Origin of the sequence: Mesorhizobium sp. B2-4-3 (assembly GCF_006442815.1) — a bacterium.
Lineage (GTDB): Bacteria > Pseudomonadota > Alphaproteobacteria > Rhizobiales > Rhizobiaceae > Mesorhizobium.
Genome location: NZ_VFVL01000020.1, coordinates 1 through 20,458, shown reverse-complemented (window position 1 = coordinate 20,458; position 20,458 = coordinate 1). Strand labels below are relative to the sequence as shown.

At 63.0% G+C, this 20,458-nt stretch carries 20 protein-coding genes; 16 read left to right on the top strand and 4 right to left on the bottom strand.

Annotation, left to right across the window (positions count from 1 at the left end):
* Window positions 1-71: 71 nt before the first annotated feature.
* The 14 genes from rpsM (at window position 72) to FJ956_RS18765 (ending at window position 14,859) form a co-directional block, all read left to right on the top strand.
* Complete coding sequence (gene rpsM, locus FJ956_RS18830; protein WP_027170351.1) at window positions 72-440, top strand: 30S ribosomal protein S13; 369 nt, start codon at window positions 72-74, stop codon at window positions 438-440.
* 127 nt (window positions 441-567) lie between these two features.
* Window positions 568-957, top strand: a complete 390-nt coding sequence (gene rpsK / locus FJ956_RS18825) for a 30S ribosomal protein S11 (RefSeq protein WP_006205444.1) — start codon at window positions 568-570, stop codon at window positions 955-957.
* Between the two features lie 97 nt (window positions 958-1,054).
* A complete protein-coding gene (locus FJ956_RS18820; RefSeq protein ID WP_140678316.1) occupies window positions 1,055-2,065 on the top strand; it encodes a DNA-directed RNA polymerase subunit alpha in 1,011 nt (336 codons plus the stop codon).
* A 104-nt stretch (window positions 2,066-2,169) separates the two neighbouring features.
* Window positions 2,170-2,601 carry a 50S ribosomal protein L17 gene (gene rplQ, locus FJ956_RS18815; protein ID WP_140678314.1) on the top strand — a complete coding sequence of 144 codons (432 nt, stop codon included), beginning with the start codon at window positions 2,170-2,172 and terminating at the stop codon, window positions 2,599-2,601.
* A 193-nt stretch (window positions 2,602-2,794) separates the two neighbouring features.
* Entirely contained in the window at window positions 2,795-4,282 is a 1,488-nt protein-coding gene (locus tag FJ956_RS18810; RefSeq protein WP_140678312.1) for a DegQ family serine endoprotease, read from the top strand.
* A 104-nt stretch (window positions 4,283-4,386) separates the two neighbouring features.
* Window positions 4,387-5,697: a replication-associated recombination protein A gene (locus FJ956_RS18805; RefSeq protein ID WP_140678310.1), complete on the top strand. Its 1,311-nt coding sequence runs from the start codon at window positions 4,387-4,389 to the stop codon at window positions 5,695-5,697.
* A gap of 154 nt (window positions 5,698-5,851) precedes the next feature.
* Window positions 5,852-6,679: an aspartyl/asparaginyl beta-hydroxylase domain-containing protein gene (locus FJ956_RS18800; protein ID WP_140678307.1), complete on the top strand. Its 828-nt coding sequence runs from the start codon at window positions 5,852-5,854 to the stop codon at window positions 6,677-6,679.
* A 247-nt stretch (window positions 6,680-6,926) separates the two neighbouring features.
* Window positions 6,927-7,892, top strand: a complete 966-nt coding sequence (locus tag FJ956_RS18795; protein ID WP_246672089.1) for a helix-turn-helix domain-containing protein — start codon at window positions 6,927-6,929, stop codon at window positions 7,890-7,892.
* A 136-nt stretch (window positions 7,893-8,028) separates the two neighbouring features.
* On the top strand, window positions 8,029-9,546 hold the full coding sequence (gene adh / locus FJ956_RS18790; protein WP_140678303.1) for an aldehyde dehydrogenase: 1,518 nt from the start codon (window positions 8,029-8,031) through the stop codon (window positions 9,544-9,546).
* Between the two features lie 66 nt (window positions 9,547-9,612).
* The gene (locus FJ956_RS18785) at window positions 9,613-9,975 is read left to right on the top strand and encodes a DUF779 domain-containing protein (RefSeq protein ID WP_140678301.1); all 363 of its coding nucleotides are present in this window, start codon (window positions 9,613-9,615) and stop codon (window positions 9,973-9,975) included.
* Between the two features lie 107 nt (window positions 9,976-10,082).
* Entirely contained in the window at window positions 10,083-11,063 is a 981-nt protein-coding gene (locus FJ956_RS18780) for an RluA family pseudouridine synthase (RefSeq protein ID WP_140678299.1), read from the top strand.
* Between the two features lie 43 nt (window positions 11,064-11,106).
* Complete coding sequence (locus FJ956_RS18775) at window positions 11,107-11,982, top strand: DMT family transporter (protein ID WP_140678451.1); 876 nt, start codon at window positions 11,107-11,109, stop codon at window positions 11,980-11,982.
* 10 nt (window positions 11,983-11,992) lie between these two features.
* The gene (locus tag FJ956_RS18770; RefSeq protein ID WP_140678296.1) at window positions 11,993-12,784 is read left to right on the top strand and encodes an ATP12 family chaperone protein; all 792 of its coding nucleotides are present in this window, start codon (window positions 11,993-11,995) and stop codon (window positions 12,782-12,784) included.
* A gap of 185 nt (window positions 12,785-12,969) precedes the next feature.
* A complete protein-coding gene (locus FJ956_RS18765) occupies window positions 12,970-14,859 on the top strand; it encodes an MFS transporter (protein ID WP_140678294.1) in 1,890 nt (629 codons plus the stop codon).
* A gap of 85 nt (window positions 14,860-14,944) precedes the next feature.
* Here FJ956_RS18765 and FJ956_RS18760 read toward each other — a convergent pair whose 3' ends face one another.
* On the bottom strand, window positions 14,945-15,136 hold the full coding sequence (locus FJ956_RS18760; RefSeq protein WP_140678292.1) for a DUF2735 domain-containing protein: 192 nt from the start codon (window positions 15,134-15,136) through the stop codon (window positions 14,945-14,947).
* A gap of 313 nt (window positions 15,137-15,449) precedes the next feature.
* Here FJ956_RS18760 and FJ956_RS18755 point away from each other — a divergent pair, with 313 nt between their 5' ends.
* Window positions 15,450-16,487 carry a glutamine synthetase beta-grasp domain-containing protein gene (locus FJ956_RS18755; protein WP_140678290.1) on the top strand — a complete coding sequence of 346 codons (1,038 nt, stop codon included), beginning with the start codon at window positions 15,450-15,452 and terminating at the stop codon, window positions 16,485-16,487.
* A 174-nt stretch (window positions 16,488-16,661) separates the two neighbouring features.
* Here the strand turns inward: FJ956_RS18755 and FJ956_RS18750 are convergent, their stop codons facing one another.
* Window positions 16,662-18,209 (bottom strand): winged helix-turn-helix domain-containing tetratricopeptide repeat protein, encoded by a 1,548-nt coding sequence (locus tag FJ956_RS18750; protein WP_140678288.1) that lies wholly within the window; start codon window positions 18,207-18,209, stop codon window positions 16,662-16,664.
* A 232-nt stretch (window positions 18,210-18,441) separates the two neighbouring features.
* On the opposite strand from FJ956_RS18750, the gene FJ956_RS18745 reads away from it, so the two are divergent.
* A complete protein-coding gene (locus FJ956_RS18745; RefSeq protein WP_140678286.1) occupies window positions 18,442-18,732 on the top strand; it encodes a hypothetical protein in 291 nt (96 codons plus the stop codon).
* A 161-nt stretch (window positions 18,733-18,893) separates the two neighbouring features.
* Here FJ956_RS18745 and glnA read toward each other — a convergent pair whose 3' ends face one another.
* Both glnA and FJ956_RS18735 read right to left on the bottom strand, forming a co-directional pair.
* Window positions 18,894-20,303 (bottom strand): type I glutamate--ammonia ligase, encoded by a 1,410-nt coding sequence (gene glnA / locus FJ956_RS18740; RefSeq protein ID WP_140646263.1) that lies wholly within the window; start codon window positions 20,301-20,303, stop codon window positions 18,894-18,896.
* A gap of 46 nt (window positions 20,304-20,349) precedes the next feature.
* Window positions 20,350-20,458: P-II family nitrogen regulator (locus FJ956_RS18735; RefSeq protein WP_281405623.1), on the bottom strand; the 109-nt coding region annotated here is incomplete at its 5' end.

Sequence of the window (20,458 nt, the reverse complement as noted above, 5' to 3'; positions counted from 1 at the left end):
CGGCCTCCACCGGACGCGGGGCAACTTTGACAGCGCCGGGCATGCCCGGCCCACATGGAGAAGAGAAGAAGATGGCTCGTATAGCCGGCGTCAACATTCCGACCAACAAGCGCGTCGTCATCGCGCTTCAGTACATTCACGGCATCGGCAAGAAGTTTGCCCAGGAGATCGTCGACAAGGTCGGCATCCCGGCGGACCGCCGCGTCAACCAGCTGACCGACGCGGAAGTGCTGCAGATCCGCGAGACGATCGACCGCGACTACCAGGTCGAAGGCGACCTGCGCCGCGAAGTCTCGATGAACATCAAGCGGCTCATGGACCTCGGCTGCTACCGCGGCCTGCGTCACCGCCGCTCGCTGCCGGTCCGCGGCCAGCGCACGCATACCAATGCGCGCACTCGCAAGGGTCCGGCCAAGGCGATCGCCGGCAAGAAGAAGTAAGTAAGCGAATAGCGAGTAGCCGTTAGCGGATAGGGAATCCCTATTCGCTATTCCCTACCCGCTACTCGCTCCCAAAGGTGGAGCCGCTGGCATTACGGCGGTGTAGAGATCAACTGAAAGGACTACCATGGCCAAGGAAGCCGCTCGTGTTCGCCGTCGCGAACGCAAGAACATTTCGTCGGGCGTTGCCCACGTCAATTCGACCTTCAACAACACCATGATCACCATCACCGACGCGCAGGGCAATTCGATTGCCTGGTCGTCGGCCGGCGCGCAAGGCTTCAAGGGTTCGCGCAAGTCGACCCCGTTCGCCGCCCAGATGGCTGCCGAGGACGTTGCCAAGAAGGCGCAGGAACACGGCATGCGCATGCTCGAGGTCGAGGTCTGCGGACCCGGCTCCGGCCGTGAATCGGCCCTCCGTGCGCTGCAGGCAGCGGGCTTCACCATCACCTCGATCCGTGACGTGACGCCGATCCCGCACAATGGCTGCCGTCCGCGCAAGAAGCGCCGCGTCTGATTTTTAAGCGCCGCGCGAACGCCACGGCGTTCCTCCGCGGTTTTCCGTGTCGCCCGCCACGATTGGATGGTGGCGGGGCAAAGGAAGGAAGATATTTATGATCCAGAAAAACTGGCAAGAACTGATCAAGCCGAACAAGATCGAGTTCTCGTCGAAGAAGAAGACGCTGACCACGCTGGTGGCCGAGCCGCTCGAGCGCGGCTTTGGCCTGACGCTGGGCAACGCGCTGCGGCGCGTGCTTCTGTCTTCGCTGCGCGGCGCGGCCGTCACCGCCGTGCAGATCGACGGCGTGCTGCATGAATTCTCGTCCATCGCCGGCGTGCGCGAGGACGTGACCGACATCGTGCTCAACATCAAGGAAATCGCCATCCGCATGGAAGGCGATGGTCCCAAGCGCATGGTCGTGCGCAAGCAGGGCCCGGGTGCCGTGCTCGCAGGCGACATCCAGACCGTGGGCGACGTCGAGATCCTCAACCCCGACCACGTCATCTGCACGCTGGACGAGGGCGCCGAGATCCGCATGGAGTTCACCGTCGACACAGGCAAGGGCTATGTGCCGGCAGAGCGCAACCGCGCCGAGGACGCGCCGATCGGCCTGATCCCGGTCGACAGCCTCTACTCGCCGGTCAAGAAGGTCTCCTACAAGGTCGAGAACACCCGCGAGGGCCAGGTTCTCGACTACGACAAGCTGACCATGACCATCGAGACCAACGGCTCGATCACGGGCGAGGACGCGGTCGCTTTCGCCGCCCGCATCCTGCAGGACCAGCTCGCGCTGTTCGTCAACTTCGACGAGCCGCAGAAGGAAGTCGCCGCCGAAGCCGTCACCGAGCTCGCCTTCAACCCGGCGTTGCTCAAGAAGGTCGACGAGCTCGAGCTTTCGGTGCGTTCGGCCAACTGCCTGAAGAACGACAACATCGTCTATATCGGCGACCTGATCCAGAAGACCGAAGCCGAGATGCTGCGCACCCCGAACTTCGGCCGCAAGTCGCTGAACGAGATCAAGGAAGTGCTGGCGGCCATGGGCCTCCATCTCGGCATGGAAGTGCCGGACTGGCCGCCGGAAAACATCGAAGACCTCGCCAAGCGTTACGAAGACCAATATTGAGCATGAACTCCAAGGATCGGCGGCGAGAGCCGCTCGATCCGACGGTCATGCGGAAAACCATCAGAGGCCGTGGCCTCTTGAACAACTGAAGAAGGAAAAGAGCCATGCGCCACGGTTTCAAAGGCCGTCGCTTCGCCCGCAGCGTAAGCCACCGCAAGTCAATGTTCGCCAACCTCGCCGTGTCTCTGATCGAGCACGAGCAGATCCTCACCACCCTGCCGAAGGCGAAAGACCTGCGACCGATCGTCGAGAAGCTGGTGACGCTCGGCAAGCGCGGCGACCTGCACGCCCGCCGCCAGGTGATCGCGCAGATCGGCAATGAAGGCGTCGTCAAGCGCCTGTTCGAAACCCTCGCCCCGCGCTACGCCACCCGCAACGGCGGCTACCTGCGCATCATGAAGGCAGGCTTCCGCAAGGGCGACAACGCTGCCATGGCGGTCATCGAGTTCGTCGACCGCGACACCTCGGCCAAGGGCGCCGGCGACCGGGCCCGCATCGAGGCCGAGGGCGCCAACGAGGAAGCCGCGGCCGCCTGAGGCCAAGCGTTTTCGTCAATGACTTCAAGGGGCCTGCGGGCCCCTTTTTGCATTTGCCGGAGGGTGGGCAGGCGTGCAGATTTTTCGCCCAAGGGCGAACGCTTTTGCGCGACAAGTGTCGCATTTGTGTGCATTGGCCTTTCATTCTGCACAATCGTCAGGACAATGGCGCCCGATCTGGAGGGATTCGAGAATGCACCTCAAACGACTGTTTCTTGTTGCCGCGCTGGCGGTTTTTACCGCGGCACCGGCCGCAAGACAGGCTCTTGCCGAGGACGCCGCCAAGCCGGCCGATCCGGGCCTCTCCGATGTGCTGACCGATCTCCTGCATGGCGTCGAGGGCGAGAACGGCACGTCCGGCCCCGACAAGCGCGTGCCGTTCGGCCGCGAGGAGGTGCAACTCTCCTTCGCGCCGCTGGTCAAGCAGACGGCGCCGGCCGTCGTCAATGTCTATGCCTCGCAGACCGCAAAGGTGACGTCGCCTTTCGAGGGCGATCCCTTCTTCGAGGAATTCTTCGGCCGCGCCCAGCCGCGCGCGCAGTCCTCTCTGGGCTCCGGCGTGCTGGTCGATCCAAGCGGCGTCATCGTCACCAACTTCCACGTCATCAAGGACGCCGACGAGGTGAAGGTCGCGACCGCGGACGGGCGCGAGTTCACCTCCAAGGTCATGCTCAAGGACGAGACGCTCGACCTCGCCGTGCTCAAGATCTCGGCCGACAAGCCGTTCCCGGTGATTGCCATCGGCGATTCCGACGCGCTCGAGGTCGGCGACCTGGTGCTCGCCATCGGCAACCCGTTCGGCGTCGGCCAGACCACCACCAGCGGCATCGTCTCGGCGCTCGCCCGCAGCCATATCGGCGTCTCGGATTCGGGTTATTTCATCCAGACCGATGCAGCCATCAATCCCGGCAATTCGGGCGGCGCGCTGATCAACATGGGCGGCCAATTGGTCGGCATCAACACGGCGATCTACAGCCGCAGCGGCGGCTCGATCGGCATCGGCTTCGCAATTCCGTCGAACATGGTGCGCGCCTTCGCCGACGCCGCCAAGGCCGGGCTCGACTTCTTCGAGCGTCCCTATATCGGCGCGGAATTCGAAATGGTGACGCCGCAGATCGCAGAATCGCTTGGCATGGAGAAACCGACCGGCGCATTGGTGTCGTCCGTGGACGCCACTGGGCCGGCGGGCAAGGCGGGGCTCAAGGCTGGCGACGTCATCCTGTCGCTCAACAACACGCCGGTTGAAAGCATCGAGGCGCTCGACTACCGCATGGCGACGCTGTCGATCGGCACCAAGGCGACGTTTGCCGTGCTGAGCAAAGGGCAGCAGGCGACGCTGGAAATCCCGCTGGAGCGCGCGCCGGAAGGCGCCAAGCCCAGCGAAGTCACCTTGCGCGGCCGCAGTCCCTTTTCCGGCGCCAAGGTCGCGGAACTGTCGCCCCGGCTTGCCCAGCGCCTTGGCCTTCGCACGGATATCAAGGGCGTCACCGTCATCGATATCAGCCGCGATTCGCCGGCCGCCGATTTCGGCTTCCAGCCCGGCGATATCGTGCGAGAGGTCAACGGCACCACCATCGACAACGCGGCAACGCTGGCGCAGGTTGCCCAGCAGGACACACGCTGGTGGCGCTTTACCGTCGAGCGCGGCGGGCAGATACTGCGCCAGGTGTTGCGCTACTGAGGCGGTCTTCCCATCTAGAGCATGATCCCGAAAAGTGGGAACCGGTTTTCGGATAAGATCATGCTCCAAAATGAGCAAGATCGCGTTTCAAACAAAAGACTTGCATGGCCGATCTGTTCAGTTCCGATGAACCGGAGAAGGCGCCGCCCGGCCGGCCGCTTGCCGATCGGCTGCGCCCGAAAAACCTCGGCGAGGTCGTCGGCCAGGAGCATCTGACCGGACCTGACGGCGCGCTGACCAGGCTGATCGATTCCGGTTCGCTCGGCTCGATGATCTTCTGGGGTCCGCCCGGCACCGGCAAGACGACGGTGGCGCGGCTGCTCGCCGGCGAGACCAATCTCGCCTTCGAGCAGATCTCGGCCGTGTTTTCCGGCGTCGCGGACCTCAAGAAAGTATTCGAGGCGGCCAAGCTCAGGCGCTCCAACGGCCGCCAGACGCTGCTCTTCGTCGACGAGATCCATCGCTTCAACCGCGCCCAGCAGGACGGCTTTCTCCCTGTCATGGAAGACGGCACGGTGGTGCTGGTCGGCGCCACGACGGAGAACCCGTCCTTTGAGCTCAATGCAGCGCTTCTGTCGCGCGCGCGCGTTCTGGTGTTCCGTTCGCTGGGCGAGGAAAGCATCGCCAAGCTTCTGGCGCGGGCGGAAGAAACCGAGGGCAGGGCGCTGCCGCTCGATGAAGAGGCGCGCGCCATGCTGATCCGCATGGCGGACGGCGACGGCCGCGCCTCGCTGACGCTGGCCGAGGAAGTATGGCGCGCCGCGAAAAAAGGCGAGGTGTTCGGCCCGGAGGGCCTGCAACGCGTCATCCAGCGCCGCGCGCCGATCTACGACAAGGGCCAGGACGGCCACTACAATCTGATCTCGGCGCTGCATAAATCGGTGCGCGGCTCCGATCCGGATGCAGCGCTCTACTATCTTGCCCGCATGTTCGATGCCGGCGAGGATCCGCTCTATCTCGGGCGCCGGCTCGTGCGCATGGCGGTGGAGGATATCGGGCTCGCCGACCCTCAGGCGCTTGTCGTCGCCAATGCGGCCAAGGACGCCTATGACTATCTCGGCTCGCCCGAGGGCGAGCTCGCCTTCGCACAGGCCGCCGTCTATCTCGCCACCGCGCCGAAATCGAACGCTGTCTACAATGCCTTCAAGGCCGCAATCGCGGCGGCCAAGGAGTTCGGCTCGCTGCTGCCGCCCAAGCACATTCTCAATGCGCCGACCAAGCTTATGAAGCAGGAAGATTACGGCGCCGGCTATCGCTACGACCATGACGAGCCGGACGCGTTTTCAGGCCAGGACTATTTTCCGGAAAAGATGGGCCGGCGCACCTTCTACGATCCGCCCGAACGCGGTTTCGAGCGCGACATCCGCAAGCGGCTGGAATATTGGGCAAAGCTGCGCGGCGAACGGAACGGCTGATTTGCGCGGCCCGGCGGTCGGCACGTCGCGAAGGTGGACCGCACCTGCGTCGGCATTGTGCCGGGAAACAAAAAATCTTATCAAGACGCACGGCTGGCGGGGGTCGCCGTGATTTTGGCTCATGGAACAGGATCGCGCTCCCGCGCGAATGACAATGACAAAGCAAACCGTCAAGACGCTCCGCAAGGCCGCCATCGCGGTCGTGGTTCTCGCGCTCGCTTTCTACTTCATCCCGATCCTGACCGCCATCTGGGTCGTCTGCGGCCTGATCGATGTCATGCGCAACGACCAGAAGAACCAGAACCTGTTCGAGCGCTACTTCCTCGGCAATGGCCTGTTCACTTGGCTGTTGTCGCCGTTCAACCTGATCGTCGATCTCCTCTGCTACCGCAACCCCGGCGTCTGGAAGCCCGAGCAGTTCCCGGAGGACTATCAGCGCGAGATCAACGAAGTGCTGGGCGTCTTCAACGCCCGCAAGGACGAGATCATCGCCGATATCGATGCCAATTTCGGCGCCGGCCGGCGCGGCATGTATGTCTACCAGTGGTACGGCAAGCACAAGATCGACAACGTCCCCGAATTCAACAAGGATTACAAATACATCAAGACGATCGCGGTATCCGTTTTCAGCAAGCGCGAATCCACGTCCTGGCATTTCGGACCGCTCCGGCTCAGCCTGCGCATCCTCTACAATCTGATTCCGGTGAAGGCCGAGATCTTCGTCCAATGTGGCAGCAAGAAGAACTATTGGTACGACAACCCGCTGTTCATCTTCGACGACACGCTCTTCCACCGCTCGGTCAACGAATATGACGGCCGCCGTTATTGCGTCTTCGTCGACATCATCCGTCCGTCTCCGTTCCCGAGGCTGATCGCGGGCCTTCTCGCCATCGTCTCGGTCAGCGTGGAGCGCATCAATTCCATCTTCTACAAGAACTGGAAGATGATCGGCTCGTCCAAGCCGAAGGCCGCCGCCAACTGACCACGGCGAAACCTCGCCTCGATCCGCCTTAAACCAACGTCCTATGGCGCGGACGAGCCGCGACCTTTAGGACTCCGGCGCAGTTCCAGGACATGCGTAGCGATTTTTCGTCCGGAATTGCGCAAGATCAAATACACGTTCTGGTCAGCGTTCTATCGAAAGCTGATCCGCTACTGATAGCGGAAATGTTCTAGCGAGCATGACGACGGAGCGGCAGGAGGTTCCGCTCACCGGGAGGATTAGGTTGATCGGACGGCAACTAGCCGTGCACGCGAACCAGGTCCAGGCCTCCGTCGCCAAGAGCGATGCAGCCCATTCGGCGGTCGTCGCCTCGTGGCGGCGATCCCTCCAATTGCACGGACTGGACCCTGCGGCGCGCACGGCGCCGAGGCGGCTCACCGAAGGCGAGTTCAGGCTCACGAGGCAGCGCATGGAGCGGTTGATCCGCGCGGCCGAACCCAGCCTCAATCGGCTCTATCTCGCCGTGGGCGGCGTCGGCTGCTGCGTCATGCTAGCGGATCGCGACGGAATCCCGGTCGAGCGCCGGGGCGCCGTAGCGGACGACGAGACATTCGATGAATGGGGCCTTTGGACCGGCACTGTCTGGAGCGAGGACAGCGAAGGCACCAACGGCATCGGCACCTGCATCGCCGACCAGCGCGCTCTGACCATCCACCGCGATCAGCATTTCTTCTCCCGCAACACGCTGCTGAGCTGCACCACGGCTCCGGTCTATGATCATGAAGGCAATCTGGCGGCGGCGCTCGATGTCTCGTCCTGCCGGTCGGACCTGACCGAGGGCTTTGTCCAGCTCATCGCGGTTGCGGTCGGCGACGCCGCGCGCCGGATCGAAGCGGAAAATTTCCGCATGGTGTTCTCAGATGCCCGCATCTTGCTCGCACCCGTCACCGAGCGCAGCGCCGGTGCGCTGATAGCGGTCGACTCAGATGATCTTGTCATCGGCGCGACGCGCTCTGCCCGCCTTGGTCTCGGCATAACGCGGGAAGCGCTGGCGAGGGGACTGCTTGCCACCGATATTCTCGGCGACTGTGCAAAGACCGCTGAAGATTTGGACGATGCCGAGCGCGGTGTGGTTCAGCGGGCGCTGGCGCGCGCCAGCGGCAACGTCTCGGCCGCCGCGCAGAACCTCGGCATCTCCCGCGCGACCCTGCATCGCAAGCTCGCCCGCCTCGACATTCGCCGACCACATTGATTCCAGACCTGACCTGTCGCAGTTCTGCGACAGTCGGTACCAGCGATCGACTGGCCCCGGGCTGACAAGCCAGCGCCGATCCGCAATCCTTCCTCCATAGCGCCGCATCCCGCGGCGTGCTCATTGGGAGGCAGTGATGAACAAGGTGGAATTCTCGCGTACGGCCAAGGTTCCTTTCGCCAAGCGCTATGACAACTTTATTGGCGGCAAGTGGACGGCGCCGATCTCCGGCAGATATTTCGAAAACATCTCGCCGGTCACCGGCCGGCCGCTCTGCGAAATCGCCCGGTCGGACGCAAATGACATCGAGGCCGCGCTCGACGCGGCCCACAAGGCCAAGGACGCCTGGGGCAAGACCAGCCCCGCGGCCCGCGCGCTGATCCTCAACCGCATCGCCGACCGCATGGAGGACAATCTCGACCTGCTGGCGCTCGCCGAGACCTGGGACAATGGCAAGCCGATCCGCGAGACGACCGCCGCCGACCTGCCTCTGGCCATCGACCATTTCCGCTATTTCGCCGGCGTGCTGCGCAGCCAGGAAGGCTCGATCTCGGAAATCGACCACGACACCGTCGCCTACCACTTCCACGAGCCGCTTGGTGTCGTCGGCCAGATCATTCCGTGGAACTTCCCGCTACTGATGGCGGTGTGGAAGCTGGCCCCGGCGCTTGCCGCCGGCAATTGCGTGGTGCTGAAGCCCGCCGAGCAGACACCCGCCACGATCATGCTGTGGGCCGACCTGATCGGCGACCTTTTGCCCGAAGGCGTGCTCAACATCGTCAACGGTTTCGGCCTGGAGGCCGGCAAACCGCTGGCATCGTCGAACCGCATCGCCAAGATTGCCTTCACCGGCGAGACCACCACCGGCCGCCTGATCTCGCAATATGCCAGCCAGAACCTCATTCCGGTGACGCTCGAGCTTGGCGGCAAGTCGCCCAACATCTTCTTCCAGGATGTGACGGCCGAAGACGACGATTTCTTCGACAAGGCGATCGAGGGCTTCGTCATGTTCGCGCTCAATCAGGGCGAGGTCTGCACGTGCCCCAGCCGCGCGCTGGTGCATGAGAAGATCTATGACAGGTTCATCGAGCGCGCGCTGAAGCGTGTCGAGGCGATCGTCCAGGGCGATCCGCTCGATCCCGCCACCATGATCGGTGCGCAGGCGTCGAGCGAGCAGCTGGAAAAGATCCTGTCCTACTTCGACATCGGCCGCCAGGAAGGTGCCGAAGTCTTGACCGGTGGCGAGCAGAACCATCTGCCGGGCGACCTTGCTGGCGGTTACTACGTCAAGCCGACCGTGTTCAAGGGCAACAACAAGATGCGCATCTTCCAGGAGGAAATCTTTGGCCCTGTCGTTTCCGTGACGACCTTCAAGGACGATGACGAGGCGCTGTCGATCGCCAACGATACGCTCTACGGTCTCGGCGCCGGAATCTGGAGCCGCGACGCCAACCGCTGCTACCGCTTCGGCCGCGCCATCCAGGCCGGACGCGTGTGGACGAACTGCTATCACGCCTATCCGGCACATGCCGCCTTCGGCGGCTACAAGCAGTCCGGCATCGGCCGCGAGACGCACAAGATGATGCTCGACCACTACCAGCAGACCAAGAACATGCTGGTCAGCTACAGCCCCAAGAAGCTCGGCTTCTTCTGATCCTCCCTGGGCCAAGAGGAGGGCGCGGTTCACCCCGCGTCCTCCCGTCAGTTGGAGGAGGATTTGATGGACAAGCCTTCATTGGGCAAGGTGTCGGCCACGCCGGAGGCCGAGGCGCTGCTCGCCGAGATCATTGCCGATCACGGCCCGGTTCTGTTCCACCAGTCCGGTGGTTGCTGCGACGGCTCCTCGCCAATGTGCTACCCACGTGGCGAGTTCATGATCGGCGACAATGACGTGAAGTTGGGCGAAATCGGCGACACGCCGGTCTATATCGGCGCCTCGCAATATGAGGCGTGGAAGCACACCGATCTTATCATCGATGTGGTGAAGGGCAGGGGCGGCATGTTCTCGCTCGACAATGGCCGCGAGAAGCGCTTCTTGACCCGCTCCACCATATGCGCGGTACCGACCCCTTCGGAGAGTTGATCTAATAACGCGACGATTGGGGTAATCGTCGCGCTTTGTTGGGTCTTTGGCTCGCAACCTCTTCGCCTTAGTGCTATGGCGCCGCTTTCAAACGGAAAAGCGAAGTCATGGCGGGTGTTGAACAGATCACGATTGAGGCTGGCGAGGCGGGCATGCGGCTCGACCGCTGGTTCAAGGTCCATTATCCCGGCCTCGGCTTCGGCCATCTGCAGAAACTGCTGCGGTCCGGCCAGATCCGCGTCGATGGCGGCCGGGTGAAGGCCGACACGCGTGTCGAGCCCGGCCAGTCTGTCCGCGTTCCGCCGCTCGACGTCGACAAGAAGGGCGATGCGCCGCTCACCGGCCACTCGATCCGCAACCAGGGCGATGCCGACGTGCTCGCCAAGATGCTCCTGCATGAGGATCCGAAGGTTTTCGTCTTCAACAAGCCGGCCGGCTTGGCGGTGCAGGGCGGCTCCGGCGTCACCCGCAATGTCGACGACATGCTGGAGGCCTGGCGCAACCAAAAGGGCGAGAAGCCGCGCCTCGTCCACCGCCTCGACCGTGACACGTCGGGCGTGCTGGTGGTTGCCCGCACCCGTCTTGCGGCGATGAAGCTGTCGGAAGCGTTCCGGGCGCGTGAAACCAAGAAAACCTACTGGGCGCTGGTCAAGGGCGTGCCGCCCAAGCGCGAGGACAAGATCTCGACCTGGCTGATCAAGGAGCCGACGGAGGATGGCGACCGCGTGCGCGTGGCCGCGCATGGAGAGAAGGGCGCCGACCACGCCGTCTCCTACTACCGCGTCATCGAGCAGGCGGCGCAGACGATGACCTGGCTGGAGATGGAGCCCTATACCGGCCGCACCCATCAGCTTCGCGTTCACGCCGCCTACATAGGTTGCCCGATCATCGGCGACCCAAAATACTTCGAGGCCGATACCAACTGGGATTTCCCGGGCGGCATTCAAAACCGCCTGCACCTGCATGCGCGCCGCATTATCATCCCGCATCCTGACCGGGGCGTCATCGACGTCACGGCGCCGATGCCGCCGCATATGCGCCAGAGCTGGAACCTGATCGGCTTCGACGACCAGAGCGCGGAGGACTGACTTGGCTGTCGCTCCCGCATTGGATCGTCGCGATGCAGTCGACATGGCGGCAGCGGCCATCATGGTCGGGTTGACCTTTTCCTGGGGCCTGAACTACGTCGCGGCCAAGGTCTCATACGCTGGCTACGACCCTGTCTTCGTCTCGGTCGCACGATCGCTCATTGGAGGAGCCTGCGTGCTTGGCTGGTGCCGGCTGCGCGGCATCAGTCTGTTCGAGGCGGATCGGACGCTGGCCGCCGGCATCGTCGTCGGCGTGCTCTTCGGCGTCGAGTTCCTGTGCCTCTATATCGGGCTCGAATACACGACTGTTGCCCGCAACACGCTCCTCGTCAACACCATGCCGTTCTGGGTGCTGATCGGCGGCCATTTCCTGCTTGGCGAGCGCATCAATGCGCGCAAGCTCGGCGGGCTTGTCCTGGCCTTCTGCGGCCTCGTGGCAGTGTTCTCGGACGGCGTCGTTGGCGGCAGCGACGCGACACTGACGGGTGACCTGCTCAGTCTCGGCTCGGGCATTCTCTGGGCGGCGACCAGCATCTTCATAAAGCGGTCGAAACTGGTGGAAACCAGCGCCGAAAAGCTTCTGCTCTACCAGCTAGCGGGCGCAACCGTCGTCGGCCTGCTGGTGATGCCTTTCGCCGGCCCGCCGATCCGCGCGGTTGCCGCCTTGCCGACACTGGCGCTGCTGTTCCAGTCTTTCTATATCGTCGCCTTCACCTATGTGTTGTGGTTCTGGCTGCTCACGCGCTATCCGGCGGCCGGCTTGTCGAGCTTCGCCTTTCTGTCGCCGGTGTTCGGCGTCCTGTGCGGCGCGGTGCTGCTGGGCGAGCCGCCGACGGCTAGGATTTTCCTGGCGCTCGGCCTGATCGCCGCCGGGCTGATCATCGTCAATCGCCCGGCGCGCAGGCAGCCCACAGTGTAAGGAGTTGGACATGCGCGACATTCTCGAGGACCTCGAAGCGGGAAAGCAGCTTTCCGATCCCGATCCGGTGCGCCGCGCCCAGATCCAGATGAAGACGCCGCTGCCGAAGCGGTTCTACAAGGCGGTTTCGGTCGTGCCCGTCGAGAATGGCTTTGCCGTTCATCTGGACGGCCGGCCCGTGCGCACGCCGGGCAAGGTTGTGATGGTGCTGCCGACCGAAAACGCTGCCGGGCTCGTTGCCGATGAATTCAGCGCGCAAGGCGAGGTCATCGATCCCGTGACGATGCCTGTCATGCGGCTCGTCAACACCGCCATCGACGGCGTCGCCTCGGATCCGCAGGCAGTGCTGGAGGATGTGCTGCGTTTCGCCTCGTCCGATCTGCTCTGCTACCGCGCCGATGGCCCGCAGGGACTGGTCGATCGCCAGAACAAGCTCTGGGATCCGGTGCTGGACTGGGCGCGCACCCACCTCGGCGCGCGCTTCAATCTCGCCGAAGGCGTCATCCATGTCGAGCAGCCGCGCGAGGCGATCGCCGTGCTCGGCGCGCATCTTGGCCAGCGTGTCGAGCCGATGCGGCTGGCCGCCATTCATGTCATGACCGCGCTAACCGGTTCGGCGCTGCTGGCCTTGGCCGTCGATTTCGGCGAGATCGACAGCGAGGAAGCTTGGGCTGCTGGCCATGTCGACGAGGACTGGCAGATCGAGCATTGGGGCCAGGATGCCGAGGCCCTGGCGCGCCGCTCGGCCCGCAAGCGCGATATGATGGCGGCGGTCAGCCTGCTCGAGGCGCTGCAGGCCTGAGCGCGGCGCCGCTTTCGCAGCGCACCTAATACCAAAGTCATAATCCCATCGTCGCGGTGCCTTTCGCCCGCCCTTTCTGTCATTTTTTCCTTCGTTGGCTGCGTCTTTGAGTCCGCGTTCGGAGGAGCGCGGACGGTGGCGCGCAGCCATCGAGGACAGACGGGATCTCACGGGAGGATAGTTCAATGGCAATGGCTTCGACCGCCGGCGGAACCAGCCGCGGCATGACGCGGGAGGAGAAGAAAGTCATCTTCGCCTCCTCGCTCGGCACCGTTTTCGAATGGTACGATTTCTATCTCTACGGCTCGTTGGCCGCCTTCATCGGCTCGACCTTCTTCAGCCCGGCGATTCCCGAGGCGACGCGCAACATCTTTGCGTTGCTTGCCTTTGCCGCCGGCTTTCTTGTCCGCCCGTTCGGCGCGTTGCTTTTCGGGCGCATCGGCGATCTCGTCGGCCGCAAATATACCTTCCTCGTCACCATGACGATCATGGGCCTGTCGACCTTCCTGGTCGGCCTGCTGCCGGGCTACGCAACCTTGGGCATCTTGGCCCCCCTGATCCTGATCGGGTTGCGCATGTTGCAAGGTCTGGCGCTCGGCGGCGAATATGGCGGTGCGGCGACCTATGTCGCCGAGCACGCGCCTGACGACCGCCGCGGCTACTACACATCGTGGATCCAGACCACGGCGACGCTTGGCCTGTTCCTGTCGCTGATCGTCATCCTGATTGTTCAGGGCTCGCTCAGCAAGGAAACCTACGCCGCCTGGGGCTGGCGCATTCCCTTCATCGTTTCTTTCCTGCTGCTTGCCATTTCGATCTGGATCCGGTTGTCGCTCTCGGAGTCGCCGACCTTCCAGCGCATGAAGGAAGAGGGCAAAGGTTCCAAGGCGCCGCTGACGGAAGCCTTTGGACAGTGGAAGAACGCCAAGATCGCGCTGCTGGCGCTGCTCGGCCTCACCGCCGGCCAGGCCGTGATCTGGTACAATGGCCAGTTCTACGCGCTGTTCTTCCTCACGAACGTGCTGAAGGTCGACGCACAGTCGGTCAACATCATGATCGCGATCGCGCTTGCGGTCGGCTCGATCTTCTTCGTCGTCTTCGGCTGGCTGTCGGACAAGATCGGCCGCAAGCCGATCATCATGGCGGGCCTCGCGCTCGGCATCGTCTGCACCTTCCCGCTGTTCAAGGCGCTGACCTGGGCCGCCAATCCGGCTCTGGCCACCGCCCAGCAGAACACCCGCGCGACGGTGACGGCAGCGCCCGGCGACTGCAAGTTCCAGTTCAACCCGGTCGGCACCGCGAAATTCACAACGTCATGCGATATCGCGACCTCGTTCCTGACCAAAAACTCGGTGCCTTATGACGTCGTCACGACGGCGGCACCGGGCACGGCGGCCACGGTCAAGATCGGCAACGAGACCGTCGATTCCTACGACGTCGTCGCCGCCGGGGATCAGGCCAAGGCCAAGGACGCCGCCTTCACCAAGGCGGTGAACATGTCGCTGCGGGACGGCGGCTATCCGCTGAAGCGCCCTGCTGCCAAGGTACCGGACCAGAAGCTCGATGCCTTCATCGCGGCCAATCCCGAGCTCAAGCTCGACGCGGCGGCCATCCGCGGCGGCGAAAAGGCGACGGTTCCGACCGACAAGGCGATCGCCGACAAGCTCCTGACCAAGGATGAAGCAGCCGGCGCGCCGGAAGTCACCGTCTACAACATCCCGGGCGGCGGTCCGTTCGCCATGACTGCCGATCCGGCAGCCATCAATTGGCCGCTGACGATCGGCATCCTGTTCATCCTGGTGCTGTTCGTGACCATGGTCTACGGGCCGATCGCCGCAATCCTGGTCGAGATGTTCCCGACCCGCATCCGCTACACCGGCATGTCGCTGCCCTATCACATCGGCAATGGCTGGTTCGGCGGCCTGCTGCCGGCGACGGTGTTCGCGCTCAGCGCCTATAAGGGCGATATCTACTATGGCCTCTGGTACCCAGTGATCATCGCGGCGATGTCGCTCATCATCGGCATGATCTTCGTCAGGGATACGCTCGGCACAGACCTGCACACCAAGGACTGACCCGGGTCATCCCGCTCAAACAGAAAGCCCGGCGTGAGCGATCACGCCGGGCTTTTTTCGTGCCGAATTGGAAGAGGCGGTCAGCTCAGCTCTTGCGCTGATTTTCTTCCTCGACGGCCGCTTCGTGGTACCAGCCGTCGAAGTCGGCGTGCTCGCCGCGAAGCGCCGCAAGCTCTGCCGCGAATTTCGCCTTGGCGCCTAAATTTGAGGCAGACTTGCGTCCTGCCAACGGGAACATCAGGATTTTTGCCGACGGACGCGGTTGCATGACCTGCATTGGCGACCTCCTTGCTTGTCCGGGGACTTGCCGATTCAACTTACCAAGCAAGATAGGTTCCGCGATTCATTTAGGCAATATGCCTACAAAAAGATCATTATTTGCCAATTATTTGTGCAGAAATATCGATTGAGCGATCCGAGCGCAGTATTGAGGCCGTTGAGCAAAATCAACGTCTTGCCATGACCATTTTGCCGCACCCGCCGAAGGCGGAGTGGCATACGAATTGCTTTTTAACCATCGGCAGGCCGGCGAGCCCGGCCATGCATTGACGCCGCCCACTTGCGGCGCCCAAGCAACGAGAGGCACTGGAATGACCAAATACAAGCTCGAGTATATCTGGCTCGACGGACACGTCCCGACCCCCAGCCTGCGCGGCAAGACCCAGATCAAGGAGTTTGCCGAGTTCCCGACGCTGGAGCAGCTGCCGCTGTGGGGCTTCGATGGCTCGTCCACCAACCAGGCCGAGGGCCACAGCTCCGACTGCGTGCTGAAGCCTGTCGCCGTCTACCCGGATCCGGCCCGCAGCAATGGCGTGCTGGTCATGTGCGAAGTCATGATGCCCGATGGCGTGACGCCGCATGCCTCCAACAAGCGCGCCACCATCCTCGATGACGAGGGCGCCTGGTTCGGCTTCGAGCAGGAGTATTTCTTCTACAAGGACGGCCGTCCGCTCGGCTTTCCCGAGAGCGGCTACCCGGCGCCGCAGGGTCCTTATTACACCGGTGTCGGCTACAAGAATGTCGGCGATGTCGCGCGCACGATCGTCGAGGAGCATCTCGACCTGTGCCTCGCCGCCGGCATCAACCATGAAGGCATCAACGCCGAAGTGGCGAAGGGCCAGTGGGAGTTCCAGATCTTCGGCAAAGGCTCCAAGAAGGCCGCCGACCAGATGTGGATGGCGCGCTACCTGCTGCTGCGCCTGACCGAGAAATACGGCATCGACATCGAGTTCCACTGCAAGCCGCTCGGCGACACCGACTGGAACGGTTCGGGCATGCACTGCAACTTCTCGACCAGCTATCTGCGCGAAGTCGGCGGCAAGGCCTATTTCGAGGCATTGATGGCCCAGTTCGACAAGAACCTGATGGACCATATCGCCGTCTACGGCCCGGATAACGACAAGCGTCTGACCGGCAAGCACGAGACCGCGCCGTGGAACAAGTTCAGCTACGGCGTCGCCGATCGCGGCGCCTCGATCCGCGTTCCGCACTCCTTCGTCAAGAACGACTATAAGGGCTATCTGGAAGACCGCCGCCCGAACTCGCAGGGCGACCCCTACCAGATCGCCTCGCAGGTCCTGAAGACGATCTCGGAGGTTTCGACGGCCGCGGTTTCGGCTGCCGCCTGATCTTTTGTCGCGACGGGCTGAAAGGTCCCGTCGGGATACTCCTGAAGAAAAGCCCCGGCAGAAACGCCGGGGCTTTTTGTTGCGAGCCGGTTGCCGGGGGCTCCAGAGGCGGAAATAGCCTCATGGTCTCCCACTTGGTTGTCTGTTCCGGCCACCGATCCGGCAAGTAGTCTTCTATTCCGGCATTCCAAGGCTTCTCAGCGCGTTTTCGTGTCGGTCGAGAATTTCATCTCTAAAGGGCATCGAGTCGCGCACCGATCGCAAGGTGAGCTCCGGATATTCGAGCTGACAACGCGCCATTTGCTGCCGGGCTTCGTCGAGGCGTCCCGCTTCGACAAGAGCCGGGATCAGCGTGCGCAGTATCCACAAGGCATTCGGATGCTCCGCCAGGATACGCAGATATAGGTCCGCCGCCTGACCGGGCCGCCCCGCGCTGAAATGCACGACAGCCAAGCCCAAATGACAGGTATAAACCATGGGATCGAATGGCCCAAGTCGCAGCGAGCGCTGGAAGCATTCCGCCGCCCGCTCGACCTCGTCTCGGTAGGCTGCAACCCAGCCGCTCCTGTTCCAGGCGAAGGCCGAATTGGGATCGATCGAACGCGCCTTTTCAAGCAGAGCGGCTGCGGTGACGAAATTGCCCGACACGGTGTGGGCAGCGCCGAGCACGGCCAGGGAAAATGGATCATCACCGTTGAGTTCGGCAGATCGCTCCGCCAGCTCCAGCGCACGGCGCCGGTCGACCTCCGGCGAGGTCGACCAACTGTAGATATTGCGCTGCGCATGGCACCAGGACAGCAGGGACAGGGCCAGCGGATAATCGGAATCGCCCAGCAAAGCCTTCCCAAGTGTCTCGATGGCGATCGCATTGTCCTGGCGGCCGAGTGCCCAGACATGCGGCAGACTGCGCATCACCAGATCGTAGGTTTGCAGGTCGCCCGGCCGCTTGCGGCGCGCACGCTCGATTTCCGCCATCTGGATCGACGGCAGAATGGCGCCTGCGACACCCGCCGTCACATTGTCCTGCAGCGCGAACGCATCCGCGATGTCACCCTTGAAGCCTTCCGCCCAAATCAGACTGCCGGTCTCTGCCTCGACCAGCCGCGCCGAGATGCGGATCTGATCGAGATGCCGGCGCACGCTTCCTTCCAGCACGTAGCGGACGCCGAGCTCGCGGCCGATGCGCGGCAGGTCGAGCGCCTGGCCGCGGTAGGCAAAAGCCGAGTTACGCGACATGACAAACAGGCCGCGAATGCGCGCCAGCGCCGCCGTGATCTCCTCGACCGTGCCGTCAGCGAGGTAGGATTGCTCCGCGTCAGATGACAGGTTCTGGAACGGAAGCACGACAAGCGACGGCTTGTCAGGGAGCTGAAGCGACGGACGCGCTTCGACAGCTGGTGGTCCCTCAAGCATCTCGCCGGGGAACATGTAGCCGCGGCGCGGCATGGTGCGGATCAGCGTCTGCCCTTTGTCGCCCAGCGCGCGGCGGATGTCGCTGATGCATTGGGTAAGCGAATCTTCGGTGACGATCACGTCGCTCCACACCGCATGCAGAAGCTCGTCCTTCGACACCAGCCGACCGGCATTGCGAATAAGAAAAATCAGCAGATCGAGCGACTTCGGCCGCAGCGCGATCTCGCCCAAACCATCACGCAACACTCCGGCGCGTGTGTCGAGGTTGAAGCCGGCGAAGCGGTAGATCGGCTGTGGCTCGGCGTTCATCCGCGACTGTCTGCTCCTCGGAACTTTTCAGAGCTTCGTCAGTACTCTTTCAGGCCGCTTTCCGGACAAGCATGTCGGAACAGCGCAATCTCGCACTCAACGATGAAGGTGGCAAGAAACCCAAACCGCAACGCGTGGGCAAGATCGCTGCAACCGGCGTGTAGGCCAAGGCTGCACCGATTGTCGGCGATCGCAACAGGAGGCAACCATGTCCAGCACGAAGACAAACGCCATGACGGCCGATCATTTGATCGGTACCGAAACCGGCCACGCGCAGCGCCCTTCCTTCGCCCTGCTTTTCAGGTTGTACGCGGCGACGAAATGGACGCTGCTGTGGCTGCCACGGTTCTGGAAGGCGCGCAGCCAGCTCGCATGTCTGGCCGCCATGAGCGAGTGCGAGCGCCGTGATATCGGCCTCACCGGTTGCGATGTCGAGAACGCCTTCGCCTTGCCGGTCGATCGCGACCCGACAGAGGTCCTGGCGAAGGTGATGGCTGACCGCCGCTTTCGCGGCGAACACTGATGGAGAGCGGCAAGGTTTCGGCTGCTGCCTGAGCATTCACCACGGCGCAGGCTTGATTTGCCTGCGCCGTGGCTGTTGTTGACGCATCGAGGCCTAGCCCATCCGACCAAACAAAAACCCCGGCGTCTCCGCCGGGGTTTTCTTGTCTCTGAGAGAATTGCTCAGACCGAATAGTACATGTCGTACTCGACCGGATGCGGGGTCATTTCGAAGCGCATGACCTCGGCCATCTTGAGCTCGATATAGCTGTCGATCTGGTCGTCGTCGAATACGCCGCCGGCCTTCAGGAAGCCGCGATCCTTGTCGAGGCTCTGCAGCGCTTCGCGCAGCGACCCGCAGACGGTCGGGATCTTCTTCAGCTCCTTCGGCGGCAGGTCATAGAGATCCTTGTCCATCGGCTGTCCGGGATGGATCTTGTTCTTGATGCCGTCGAGGCCGGCCATCAGCATGGCGGCGAAGCCGAGATAGGGGTTCGCGCCCGGATCGGGGAAGCGGACCTCGACGCGCTTCGACTTCGGCGAGTTGCCGAACGGAATGCGGCAGGAGGCCGAGCGGTTGCGCGCCGAATAGGCGAGCAGCACCGGCGCCTCATAGCCCGGCACCAGACGCTTGTAGGAGTTGGTGAGCGGGTTGGTGAAGGCGTTGATCGCCTTGGCATGCTTGATGATGCCGCCGATGTAGAACAGGCAGCTCTCCGACAGGCCGGCATATTCGTTGCCGGCGAAGGTCGGCTTGCCGCCCTTCCAGATCGACTGGTGGACGTGCATGCCCGAGCCGTTGTCGCCGAACACCGGCTTTGGCATGAAGGTGGCCGTCTTGCCGTAGGCATTGGCGACCTGGTGCACGACATACTTGTAGATCAGCATCTTGTCGGCGTTGCGCACCAGCGTGTCGAACTTGATGCCGAGCTCGTGCTGTGCGGCGGCGACCTCGTGGTGGTGCTTTTCGACCCGCACGCCCATCTCGGCGAGCACAGTCAGCATCTCGGAGCGCATGTCCTGGCATGAATCGATCGGCGGCACCGGGAAATAGCCGCCCTTGATGCGCGGACGGTGGCCGAGATTGCCGGTCTCGTAGTCGGTGTCGTCGTTGGACGGCAGTTCGGTCGAGTCGAGACGGAAGCCGGTGTTATAGGGATCGGCCTTGTACTTGACGTCGTCGAACACGAAGAACTCGGCTTCCGGGCCGACATAGATGGTGTCGCCGATGCCTTCGGACTTCATATACGCCTCGGCCTTCTTGGCGGTGCCGCGCGGGTCGCGGTTATAGGCTTCGCCCGAGACCGGATCGAGGATGTCGCACAGGATGACCATGGTCGACTGGGCGAAGAACGGATCCATGTGGACAGTATCCGTGTCCGGCATCAGCACCATGTCGGACTCGTTGATCGCCTTCCAGCCGGCGATCGAGGAGCCGTCGAACATGACGCCGTCGGCGAACATGTCTTCCTCGACCTCGACGACATCCATCGTCACATGCTGCAGCTTGCCCCGCGGATCGGTGAAGCGCAGGTCGACGAATTTTACGTCGTTGTCCTTGATCTGCTTCATGATGTCTTTGGCTGTCGTCATGTCATTTCTTCCCTGTGTGATGACGTCCGGAATGATTGAAGGTCGGTCAGATGGCGTCGATGCCGGTCTCACCGGTGCGGATGCGCACGACTTCCTCTATGTTGGAGACGAAGATTTTTCCATCGCCGATGCGGCCGGTCTGCGCCGCCTTGCGG